9 protein-coding genes are annotated in these 12566 nt (G+C 36.8%); 8 read left to right on the forward strand and 1 reads right to left on the reverse strand.

Annotation, left to right across the window (positions count from 1 at the left end):
* The first annotated feature begins 61 nt into the window (after positions 1-61).
* The 7 genes from CWC04_RS10740 to wecA all read left to right on the forward strand — a co-directional run bounded on the left by CWC04_RS10740 (position 62) and on the right by wecA (position 9446).
* A complete protein-coding gene (locus tag CWC04_RS10740; RefSeq protein WP_029773724.1) occupies positions 62-844 on the forward strand; it encodes a DUF481 domain-containing protein in 783 nt (260 codons plus the stop codon).
* Between the two features lie 121 nt (positions 845-965).
* Positions 966-3644 carry an SLBB domain-containing protein gene (locus CWC04_RS10745; protein WP_138685397.1) on the forward strand — a complete coding sequence of 893 codons (2679 nt, stop codon included), beginning with the start codon at positions 966-968 and terminating at the stop codon, positions 3642-3644.
* Between the two features lie 244 nt (positions 3645-3888).
* Positions 3889-4851 carry a Wzz/FepE/Etk N-terminal domain-containing protein gene (locus CWC04_RS10750; RefSeq protein ID WP_138685398.1) on the forward strand — a complete coding sequence of 321 codons (963 nt, stop codon included), beginning with the start codon at positions 3889-3891 and terminating at the stop codon, positions 4849-4851.
* A 214-nt stretch (positions 4852-5065) separates the two neighbouring features.
* The gene (locus CWC04_RS10755) at positions 5066-6139 is read left to right on the forward strand and encodes an EpsG family protein (RefSeq protein ID WP_138685399.1); all 1074 of its coding nucleotides are present in this window, start codon (positions 5066-5068) and stop codon (positions 6137-6139) included.
* A gap of 32 nt (positions 6140-6171) precedes the next feature.
* Entirely contained in the window at positions 6172-7059 is an 888-nt protein-coding gene (locus CWC04_RS10760) for a glycosyltransferase family 2 protein (RefSeq protein WP_138685400.1), read from the forward strand.
* 141 nt (positions 7060-7200) lie between these two features.
* Positions 7201-7953: a glycosyltransferase family 2 protein gene (locus CWC04_RS10765; protein WP_138685401.1), complete on the forward strand. Its 753-nt coding sequence runs from the start codon at positions 7201-7203 to the stop codon at positions 7951-7953.
* Positions 7954-8375: 422 nt separating this feature from the next.
* Positions 8376-9446: a UDP-N-acetylglucosamine--undecaprenyl-phosphate N-acetylglucosaminephosphotransferase gene (gene wecA, locus CWC04_RS10770; RefSeq protein WP_138685402.1), complete on the forward strand. Its 1071-nt coding sequence runs from the start codon at positions 8376-8378 to the stop codon at positions 9444-9446.
* A gap of 145 nt (positions 9447-9591) precedes the next feature.
* Here wecA and CWC04_RS10775 read toward each other — a convergent pair whose 3' ends face one another.
* Positions 9592-10968, reverse strand: coding sequence for an MBL fold metallo-hydrolase RNA specificity domain-containing protein (locus CWC04_RS10775; protein WP_138685403.1), 1377 nt, complete (start codon positions 10966-10968; stop codon positions 9592-9594).
* Between the two features lie 637 nt (positions 10969-11605).
* On the opposite strand from CWC04_RS10775, the gene rfaH reads away from it, so the two are divergent.
* Positions 11606-12088 carry a transcription/translation regulatory transformer protein RfaH gene (rfaH, locus tag CWC04_RS10780; protein ID WP_138685404.1) on the forward strand — a complete coding sequence of 161 codons (483 nt, stop codon included), beginning with the start codon at positions 11606-11608 and terminating at the stop codon, positions 12086-12088.
* The last annotated feature ends 478 nt before the right edge of the window (positions 12089-12566 follow it).

Raw genomic sequence — 12566 nt, forward strand, 5'->3', positions numbered from 1 at the left:
AAAATAGATTACTTAATTAAGCGAATTAGTATAATTTTTAGGATTAAATAGGTTATTTTTAATGAAATTAAAGCTTTTAACACTGTTAGTTGCAGCATCTGCTGCAACTAACGCATTCGCTGAAGACGCAGAGAAAAAAACGTGGGAAGTAACAAGCGAGCTAGGTGCTATTGTCACTAGTGGTAACACTGAAACTACAACGTTAAAAGGCGGTTTAAAGGTATTACATCACCTAGAAAACTGGAATAACGAGTACAAAATCGACGGCATCTATAAAGAAGATGAAGTAGAGGATGACAACGGCGACAAAGACAAACAGCGTACGAACGAAAAGTACTCTGCATCTGCGCAAGGTAATTACAAATTAAATGAAAAGAATTCTCATTTATTCATTTATGGTTCACACGTTTCAGACTACTTTGGCGCGTATAGAACTGAATCTGTAATTTCTGCTGGTTACGGCTTACGTTTAATTGACCAACCAGATATGTGGTTAAATGCAGAGTTTGGTCCGGGTTACAAATTTTTTGAATACTCAGACGACAGCACGCAAGTTGATGACGACGGTAACCTACTTGCAGGCGAAAGCGACAGTGAAGTAATTGCTTTAGGTAAACTTGATTACAACTGGCAGATTTCAGACAGTGCACGTTTTACTCAACTTGTATCAGTTGAGTACGGTGACTCAAACACCAAAACGCGTTCAGAAACTGCATTGCTAGCAAAAATAAATGGCTCGCTGCAAATGAAAGTCGCTTTTAATGTTACCAACAACTCAGATGTTGCTGATGACGAAGAAAGCACAGATACAGAGACATCATTAACGTTAGTTTACAGTTTTTAACCAAAAACCGTATTTAATGACATTTAAGTGACAAAAGGGACGAAAGTCCCTTTTTTATTTGTTTAGATTTAATGTATTATAGCCACCAATTTTGGTTGTAGACCTAGGGATATACCTACTCGTGAAAGTTTTTACACAATTTTTTAGTGCTTTTATTCTACTTTGTAGTTTTAGTACCATGGCTTTTACGCCAACGGCCTCACAAATTGAGCAATTTAAAAAGTTGCCAAAAGCCCAGCAAGAAGCCCTAGCGAAACAATACGGTGTAGATATTTCTACGATCACCGGCGCTAATCAATCAAATGACGCAGACTCAAATGAGCAGCAGTCAACTATCGGCGAACGCCCAGAAAAAGAACAAGAAGACTTAACTGACGAAGAGCGTTTTAAGCCAAAAACAGAAGAATTAAAGCCTTACGGCTACGAGCTTTTTGCCGGTGAACCCACCACATTTATGCCTAGTGAAAATGCAGCCGTACCTGATACTTATATAGTAGGTCCAGGGGATCAACTAAAGATTAACTTTTACGGGAAAGAAAGCGATAGTTTTGATGTAACTGTTGACCGTGAAGGGCGTATTAGCATTCCCGATTTAAGCCCTGTAGAAGTAGCAGGCTTAACATTTGCCGAAATTAAAGAGCTAATAAAAGTAAAAGTTGAGCAAGAAGTGATAGGCGTAAAAGCCTTTGTATCACTGGGCCAACTGCGTAGTATGCGCATACTTGTATTAGGTGAGGCCTACAAACCAGGCAGTTACAGCGTATCGTCTTTAACAACCGTATCACATGCTTTGTTTGTAAGTGGTGGTGTGTCTGAAATTGCTTCACTGCGTAACATACAAGTAAAACGCGCGGGTAAAACAGTAGCTAATTTCGACCTTTACGATTTACTAATCAATGGCGATAGCAGCAACGATATAGTACTAAAGCCTGGCGATGTTGTTTTTGTACCACCAGTAGGTGCCCAAGTTACTGTAGATGGCTTAGTTAAACGCCCTGCAATATTTGAACTTAAAAAAGGCGAAACAGCTAAGCAGTTACTCACTATGGCAGGGGGCCTAAGGCCGGGTGCTTATGCTAAAAATGCAGTGGTAGAGCGTTTCAATTTTGATCGCAAAGAAGTGCTATCAGTAGATTTTACTAAGCCACAAATTAACTACATCCCGCAAGATGGCGACCGTGTACGCTTTAATTCTGTAAGCTCACAATACCAAAACTCTATCAGCTTAATTGGTGCTGTAGCGCGCCCAGGGAATTACCAATGGTATCAAGGTAAGCGTATTTCTGATGTTTTAAAATCAGTACGTGGCGATTTGTTGCCACAAGCAGATTTAAGCTACGGCTTAGTTATTCGCGAAATTAACATAAATGGTGATATAGAAGCGCACCAGTTTGATGTAGCACAAGCAATTATTAAAAACCCTGAAAACAATTTAGCATTAAAAGCTAATGACAAAATCATAGTATTTAGCCGCTTTGAAGAAAAAGAAGCTGAAAAATCAGCACTTGCTAATATGGCGTTGAGCCAAGAGCAGCAAGAACAACAGCTTAAAGCTGAGCAATGGCATACATATCAGCAAAAAGAGTTTGAAAAATACATCGGTATAAACCAAGAAGAAGAGGAGTTTATTTTTGAAGAAAATAAAGCCCTTACTATCGCCGAAATTTCAAAACGTAAAGCAAAAGAAGAAGCCGAGCTAGAGTTAAAGCCTGAAGATTACGCTTTATTTAGCCGCCATAACCTTTTAGCCCCCATTATTGCCAAATTTAAGCAGCAAGCCTCAGTTGAGCAGGCTATGCAGCTAGTAGAAATTAGCGGCAACGTTACATTCCCAGGTGTTTACCCGTTAATGGTAGGCGGTGATGTACGTGATTTAGTAACCGCAGCAGGTGGCTTGCTAGAATCTGCCTACGTAAAACAAGCTGAGATTACGCGTATTGTTGCAAGTGACGCGTCTAAAATAGAACACTTACGTTTAGACCTTGAAAGTGCAATGCGTGGTGATTTACAAAGCAACATTACATTGCAAAGTAAAGACAGCATTAACGTATTCGCTATCCCAAATTGGCAAGAAAACGTAAAAGTAGAGCTTAAAGGTGAGCTAAGGTTCCCTGGTACATACACAATTCGCCGCGGCGAAACACTAACTGAGTTACTTGAGCGTGCAGGTGGCTTCTCAGAGTTTGCAGAACAAAAAGCAGCTGTATTCACCCGTGCCTCAATTAAAGAACAAGAACAACAACAGCTAGCTCGCTTATCAACCGAGTTACGTCGTGATATTGCATCAAAGAGCTTTCAAAACTCAGTAAGTAGTAATTCACTTTCTTATGATGAAATGAATAAGTTATTAAATGACTTAGCGAGTGTTGAAGCGGTAGGGCGTTTAGTTATCGACTTACCACTTATTGTTGAAAACAAACAAAACTTAGTGCTTCAAGACGGCGATGTTTTATATGTGCCAAGTAAGCGTGACTCTATCAGCGTAATAGGTGAAGTTAATTACTCTACCTCTCATTTATACAAAGCAGGTATAAGTGTTGATGAATACATTGATTTAAGTGGTGGCCTTAAAGATCGTGCTGATGAAGACAGTATTTACATAATTAAAGCAAATGGCTCAGTAAAAATACCAAACACAGGCGGCTGGTTTGCGGCTAATAACTCAGAGCAGTTAGAACCTGGTGATACAATAGTAATACCAATGGATGCAAGCCATATGGACAAACTAACGCTTTGGAGTACTGCAACGCAAATTGTATACCAATTAGGTGTGGCAGTAGCGGCTATAAGCGGTATCTAATATTTATAGAGGCGTCAGGAAGATAATGACTTTATTTGAAAAACGTTTTCTTCTTAACGCTTCAGTATACTCTCGTGTTTAAAGCGCACCTGTAGACGTAGTATTAAACCGCGTAAATGCAACGGTAGGCGGTCTATTTGTTGTTATTGGGGTCGGGTAGCACGAAAAGCTCCTAGCTCTAATACACTAACTAGACGTAATATTCATTTTGTACAATTTTGATAGCTAAACTTATGAGATTTAGATGGAAAACAACTCAAATAACCTAAAGCAAGCAAATGGTTCAGTGACTGATAATATTACCAATGATGAGATAGACCTTCGTGAGCTATTTACCGTTATTTGGCAAGGCAAGTTGATAGTTATTGCTTTAACTACTTTATTTGCTGTGGCATCAGTTTTTTACGCTATTAGTCTTCCGAATGTTTATAAATCTGAAGCGTTATTGGCACCAGCAGAAGCTCAGCAGCAAGGTGGTTTAGGCGCATTGGCAAGCCAGTTTGGCGGTTTGGCAAGTTTGGCTGGGGGGAGTTTGGGGGGCGGCTCAATAAATAAAGCACAGCTTGCGCTAGAGGTGATTAAATCACGGCAGTTCGCAGCCAATTTTATAAAAAAGCATAAAATCTTACCAGATTTAATGGCTATTAATGAGTGGCAACATAAAAATAATACCATCACTTATGACGATGAACTTTATGATAAAGCCAACGATAAATGGGTTCGTGAAGTTAAAGCTCCTTACCAGTCAAAACCATCAATGCAAGAAGCTTTTAGTGTCTTCGGCGAAGTAATGAGAGCTAATGCAGACGAAAAGACTGGAATGTTCATCATATCAGTAGAACATCAATCTCCTTTTATCGCAAAGCAATGGGTCAGTTGGCTAATTGAAGATATTAATTTAGAAATGAAAACCCGTGATGTTGAAGAAGCTAATCGAAGTACTGAATTTTTAATGCGTCAATTGAAGCAAACCCAAGTCGCAGATATACGTACAGTTTTATATAACTTGATAGAAGAACAAGCAAAAACAATTATGTTCGCTAATGTACGTGATGAATATGTATTTAAAACTATTGACCCAGCTATAGTACCCGAGAAAAAATCAGCCCCTCAACGCGCACTCATTTGTATATTAGGTGCTCTTTTAGGCGGTTTTTTTGGAGTCATCATAGTGCTTATTAGATTTTATATTCCTAAGAGCAAATAAGGTGATTGAATCATCTTTTAATTAGAATCTAAAAGCGAGTAATTACAATGTTATATAAGATGCTATGGAATTTGAGAATAGCTAAGTAAACTATTCAGTATGGGAGTTTTGTCGCACTAATTATATAGTATAATTACTCTTTAAGAACTTCTTATTTATTTTGCACCTAGCATTTTAGGCTTTGTGTAACTTTTTCAGTATTGAAAGGTTAGAAATGCTTATTTACGCTTTATTATTTTTGTTTCTTTGTAGTTTTATCTATATAGAAAACATTAAAATAGACAAAACAAGAACATTGAGCCTAGGTGTCAAAAGTACTCTTTCACTAGTTATAGCAACTTGTTTAATTGTCATATCAGCTGTCCGTTGGCATACAGGACAAGATTTTGCTACGTACTTAGCTATTTACAATTATATTCCTTCCATATTGAGTGGAGATGATATTTTCCGTGGATATGGCAACATAGAACCGGGTTTTAAACTCTTAACTGCGGTAGCAAAAGCATTTGATTCGCACGTGGTTTATTTTGCTCTATGTGCCGCTTTAAGCTTATTTCCGTTATGCTTAGGGCTAAAAAAATTCAATAAATATCATCAGATTACATTGTCTTATGGGATTTTGATTTATTTTTGTTTCTTTTATATAAATTATAACTTTAACGCCATGAGGCAAGCTATTACTATGGGGTTCTTTATTTATAGCATTCCCTATATATATGAAAATAAATCGCTAAAAGTTCTTTTTATATCCATATTTTCAGCCCTCTTTCATTCTACTGGCCTCATCATACTGATTGGCTACATTGGTAGTCGCTTCTTTTTGATCAACTCTTATAAAAAGTTCTCACTTGTTATTTTGTTATCTTTTATAGCTTATAAAATTGATATCTTGACTCGTATTTTCATGGTGGTGGGTGTTAATGTAACTCGCTGGCAAGATTTATGGGGCGAGGTTAGCTTATCTTCTATTATACTACGATTGATAATAATAGGTGTGCTTATCTTTCCTAAGCCTATATTTAAACAAGGAAGGTTAGCAGCTCTATTATTTACACTTTATATGTTTGGCTTTTTTATATATATGGCATTAGGTAGTGTGGATATGATGGCTGCTAGATTCAATATGTTCTTTAGAGTACTAGAGGTGCTTTTGATTCCGTTATTAATTGCTAGCTATAATTTTAAAGTTAACAAATATGTTCAATTTTTATTTTTATTAGCTATATATGTTTTAGTTTTATATGTAACAGCTTCAACAGAAATAAATAATTATAACTTTTACTTTTAAGTTATTAAAAAGGTTAAACACAGAGGGTTATCATGGTATCAGTTATTATTACCACCAAGGATAGAGTTGAATTTTTAAAGAGAGCCGTTAAAAGCGTTGTAGATAATGATAAAAAACCAGATGAAATAATCATAGTTAACGATGGGGGGGCTACTATTTATCTCTCTATGCTAAATATAGATGATAGCGCTGAGATTGACTTTACAATCATTAACCATTCTAAAAGCTTAGGCGGTAATGTTGCTAGAAATAAAGGGGCAGAAGTATCAAAAGGAGAGTTTTTATTTTTTTTAGATGATGACGATGCATATACTCACGATAGTATCAGAACTAGATTAGAGCAATTTAATAACCAAGATGTAGGTTTAGTCTATACAGGTAAAAAATTTGTTTATAACGACGATTTAACTTCAATTGTTAGAGAAAACCACCCAAAACATAAAGGCTCTTGCTTCGAAAATCTTCTAAAATTAGGTAATATCATTGGTTCTACTTCATGTGTGTCTGTAAGAAGAAAGTTTTTTATTGAGGCAGGTATGTTTGACGAGAAGCTGAAGGCTTCGCAAGATTATGATTTATGGATAAGAATAGCCAGGCTATCTCTAGTGGCTCACAATAATGCTTCATCTTTATTGTACACAATACATAAAAGCAATACTCAAATAAGTGGCAATTATATGAAATACTTAGAGGTCAGCGATTATTTAGCAAATAAATATGAAGCTTCTTTAACAAGTTTAAATTTATATGATTCTTTTTTAGCAGCTAGATATTTAAGAGTCTCTCTTGCGGCATCAAGGAAAAAACCCTTAATTAGGTTTAAATATGCAGTAAAATCATTTGTTAAAAGACCCTCTCTTAAAGCCGCTTTTATGTTACTACCAGTATCAATTACTAGTTACTTTTATAAGTTATCTTGATAATAACGCTAAAGCAATGCTTTATATAAATTGTTATGATCAACATAATATATAAGATTAAATTACTATTTTTGGCAAAGGTTGTTCAAAAATACATCAAGTTGAAAATGCCGTCTTACTACACACTAATTAAGAGTTAATATGCACCTTATCTCAATTATTACAGCGACTTATAATTCTAGTTCAGAATTGCTCGAAACCTATAAGTCTATATCCTCACAAACGCTAGATAATTGGGAATGGTTAGTAACTGATGATTGCTCGTCTGATTCAACATATCAATTGCTGCAAGAGATATCTAAAAAAGACCAAAGAGTAAAAGTCTTTAAAAATGCGGTTAATTTAGGTGCTGCTGTAGCCCGTAATAGCTCACTGAGTCATGCACAGGGCGACTTTATAGCGTTTATTGATAGCGATGATTGTTGGCTTCCTAATAAGCTTGAAAAGCAAGTTGCTTTTATGGGGGATAGCATTGATTTTTCTTTTACTGCTTATGCCTTAATAGATGAACGTGGAGAGTCAATAGGTAAAACAGTAGATGCAACGCAAACTGGCTTTTTTACTTATGAAGACATGCTAAGAAAAAAAGCAACCTTAGGTTGCTCTACAGTAATGTTAAGGCGTAATGCTTTTTCAGATATTACTATGCCATTGCTAAGAACAGGTCAAGATTATGCAACATGGCTAAAGTTATTAAAGTCTGGGAAAAACGCGCACCTATTAAACGATGTACTAACGAACTACAGAATAATGCCTAACTCTATTTCTAGAAACAAATTAAAAAAAGCCAAACGGCAGTGGCAAATTTATCGTGAAGTAGAAAAGCTTCCTTTTATAAAATCTGTAATTTGCTTTACATTTTATGCATGGAGAGCTGTATTTCGTACAGCGTGACGCTCGTAAAACCTTAGCGATTAAATTTTCACTCGTGAAATAGGCCTTTAGTTCTCACTTTCATTCAATGCTTGTTCAGAGTTCAGCTTTAGAATAGTGAAGTACTGTATTGCTAAACAAATAAATGAATAATAAAATCTATCTGATGTGTTCGTATCATGGCACAACTATTTAATTTTACTCATTATTGTTTAGAAAGGTTCTAAATAATCCAAATTACTTAGATGCGTTAGTTGTTAATTTAAAGTTGTTTTAATTCAATGGTTTATATTAAATCAAACTGTGTGCACGCGAGCGTATTTAGGGAAATTCTTACTTTAGCTGTAATTATTTAAAAATTCAGAAGGCACTTTTTTAAAAGTGTTTTAATCAACTGAAATAACCAGATTAAGTTAACTTAGCTAGTTAACACGGAACTTTATATGATTTTAGATCTTCTATTTACTTTTATTATAGCATTCGCAATGTTATTTCTGATGCGTAAAGTGGCACGTAATATTGGCCTTGTAGATATACCCTCTGGCAGAAAAGCCCATACCGGTAATATTCCACTGGTTGGTGGCGTGGCAATATGTATTACTATTGTACATTATATTTATTCACACCCCGGCATGATCAATCACGAAAACTTATTTATGCTATGTATAACCGCATTAACAGCAATAGGTGTGCTCGATGATAAGTACGATCTGAGTGTAAAGTTCAGAATGGCCGTTCAAACGGGTATTTCAATTTTTATGATTTACTTTGCTGATGCGCAAATGCAGACATTAGGCAATATGTTTGGGTTTGGAGAAGTAAATTTATTATGGGTTGGGCCAATAATTACAGTATTTGCTGTTATTGGCTGTATCAATGCATTTAATATGGTTGATGGCATAGACGGGCTTTTAGGAGGCTTGTCTATCGTAACATTTGGCAGTATCGCTATTCTATTATTCTTTACTGGTGAACAAAAGTTAAGCTATCTTTGTGTGCTGTTAGTAGTAACTATGATCCCTTATATTATAATGAATCTAGGCCTATTTGGACGTGCCAGAAAAGTATTTATGGGTGATGCAGGCAGTATGATGATTGGCTTTACTGTAATTTGGTTGTTGATTGGTGCCAGTCAAAACCCTGGCAGTCCAATGATTCGCCCTGTAACAGCGCTTTGGTTAATAGCAGTGCCATTAATGGATATGGTCGCTATAATGGTGCGACGAGTGAAACAAAAAAAATCGCCGTTTAAACCTGATAGAGAGCATTTGCATCATATCTGTCAGAGAATTGGTTGCTCTCCAATGCAAACATTGGCATTAATTTGTTTGATCGCTTCAATATTCGCTGGAGTTGGGATGATCGGAGAAGTGTATAATATTCCAGAGTATTATATGTTTTATAGTTTTCTAGCTGTATTTAGCCTATATTTATATGCACTTGCAAACTATTGTAAAGTAATTAACTTTATAAGGTATAAGCTTGGCTTACCTAAGCTTACAATAGAGCAATAAAACTTTTAATATTTTATAAAGCTATAGAACTCTAAAAATTGTATAAATATATGTCCATTCAAATGACACCTAAAGCATGGTGTCATTTGGATTTAATGTTTACCCTCAGGTGCCATATATGTACATTTTGTTCCGTAATTAATTATCACCGCCCTATCTCAATTTTCACCTCGCTGCCCAATACCTCTTTATACTTACCTGTTAATGTGCGCTTTGCATCTTCATCGCCGTGAACAATTTTTATATGACTTGGCTTTTTACGCATACCGGTTACAAATTTAACTAATCCGTTTTGATCCGCATGGGCGCTGTAACCGCTAATGGTATGCACCTGTGCGTTAATTGTAATACGCGTATCGTTTATAAAAACATACCCATTGCGGGGGCCATATTTTTGTATATCGCGCCCCAATGTGCCGCGGCCTTGGTAGCCAACAAACAATACATCGGTTGTTTTGTCAGGTAAAAAGCGCTCAAGGTAATTAACTATTCGCCCGCCACTGCACATTCCGCTGGCAGCTAAAATAATGGCAGGTGTTTGTCGCGACGCTAAATAATTAATAATAGCGATATGCTCGCTATGGGTATCAACGGTGGTTAGGTTTTCAAAGTCTAGCGGATGGCGGCCTTTGGCTACTTTGCGCTTAGCCTCTGCATCCCATAAGTGTTTAAACTTAATATATTGCTCTGTAAAATTGGCAGCCATGGGGGAGTCTAAAATTACATGAATACTTCGCCAAGGCGACCCTTCAGCTGATTGATGTATTAGCTGCTCTAGCTCGTAAAGTAGCTCTTGTGTGCGGCCAATACTAAATGCCGGCACTAACACTACGCCGTTATCTGCTACTGCGCGTTCAATTACATTTTTTAGTGTTTGGGTGCGCTCTTTTCGGCCTTGATGATTTTTATTACCGTAGGTTGACTCTATAACTAATGTGTCGGCCTTATAAGGGGGTTTTGGAGCCGGTAATAGCGGCGTGTAGGGCGCCCCTAAATCGCCCGAAAACACTACTCTATGGCTTTTATTATTCTTTGTATTAATGCCAACATCTATTTCTACATAGGCTGAGCCTAATATATGCCCAGCACGCTGAAACCGCGCTTTAGCTATTTGCTCGTTGGCGCAAGGCAGCTCAAACCAAGTATTAAAATTAACCGCTACTATCTGCTTATTTAGCAAGCTTAGGCAGGCATTTATAATTTTTATATCGCGAGTAACACCTACCTTTAACGCATCTTCAATCACTAGTGGAAGCAAGCTAGCCGAGGCAGGCGTAGTATAAATAGGCCCCTTAAAACCGGCTGCTAATAAATAAGGAATGCGCCCCACGTGGTCAATGTGGCAATGGGTAACAATAAGCGCGGTAATGTGCGCAATATCAAAGTCTATTGATAAATCATTTTTTGCGTCTTCTCCCTGAAAAAGCCCACAGTCTACTAGCACGCTAGTTTTACTATTAATAACTAATTCATGGCACGAGCCTGTTACGCCATTTACCGCTCCGTGGTGAAGTATTTGCATAGGTATCTACATTTAGTTTTTTAAGAGTAAAGTTAAAAGTAGGGCTAAACAGTAATTTAAGCAAAACTTAGGTGTATTGCTATTGAAGGGACCTTGCTTACTTACACACTTAGGCTTTATGCCACGTTAAAATAATAAATTTAGATGCGAGGCAAACTCGCTGCTATTTGTAAGTATTCATTTACGTATCTTTGTCCAATAGGATTTTAAGTAATTAATTTACGAAGAAGGTAGAGGCGCTCAGCTATAGAGCGGTAAGAATATATAATTGCATTTGTTTAATCACCGCTCATTTACTCCTCTTTTTCTTCTCCTTGTGCCATAGGGTTTTAAGTAGTTTATTCACAAAAGGATTAAGAGACGCTGCGCTTTAGAGGGTAACGTTGTAGGCGTTTTGCTTGCTGGCCCACTTAGGCTTTATGACGCGTTATAACAATAAGTCCAACCCCGTATTTTAAGCTTGGTTTAGGTTATATAAACAGCAACGGTTACAACAAATATAATGGCTGCTGTTAACAAAGTAAGTGCATATTTACCTTAAACGGCTATTTGCTTAAGAAACTTAAATTGTTTATAATCAGTTGCTGTTAAAAATAATGTTGTGTTTGTTGCAATTGTGTATGTAGTAAGGATTGCTGTGAAAAGTTGGTATTTAGTTACATGTAAACCTCACCAAGAAGAGCGAGCAGCCATCAACTTACTAAATCAAGGCATTGAAGTTTTTTATCCAAAATTAACCACTGAAAAACTCATCAAAGGCAGGCGAACTGTTAAACAGTCTGCTCTATTTCCAAACTACTTATTTATTTGCTTAGAGTATCAAAACGGTAACTTTTCTGCTGTTAAAAATACGCGCGGAATTAGTGGGTTTGTAACTTATGGCGCTCATTACCAGGTTGTGCCAAAAGGCCTTATAGAACAACTTAAATGTGAGCGCACAGAGTCTGTCGAATCAACAATACCAAAAGCAGGCGATACTGTGAGCGTTCACAACAACGCATTCAATAATATTACAGCAATATATAAAGAGCCTGATGGCGACATGCGTAGTATTTTACTAATTAACTTACTTAATCAAAAAATCGAAGTAAGTGTCGATAATAAAGATATTAGGCAGTAAAGGTTAAAGGTTAAAGGCGAAAGGTTAAAGCGTAGTTGTGCCTTTATACCGCAAAACTAAGTAAATATCAGTACGTAGGAACTGCAACCTAGGGGCGGAAGCGTGTCCGAAGGGCTAGGCAACTTGTAGACGCGCAGCTTGCTGGCGTTTAAAAGCAACGCTTTTAAGTATTTATAAAAATGCGTGAGCAAGCTTCACGCCTACATGGGTTTTCTACTAGACTTATATGTTACTTTGTAGGCGGCTTGGTGGCGCACTTAGGTTTTATGCCACGAAAATAATAATACAAAACACGATATAAATTTTTCTATTAACTCAGAGTGTATATTATTTTTGATAGCTGATAGCTGATAGCTGATAGCTGATAGCTGATAGCTGCAACAAATCGATTCACTCTTGCGCGTAAACATACCTCATGCTTTAATTACATCGCTAAAAAATAAGTACTCACCAAGGTTGGTGAGGAAGCGTAATATTT

Origin of the sequence: Pseudoalteromonas sp. S2893, from assembly GCF_005887105.1 — a bacterium.
Lineage (GTDB): Bacteria > Pseudomonadota > Gammaproteobacteria > Enterobacterales > Alteromonadaceae > Pseudoalteromonas > Pseudoalteromonas atlantica.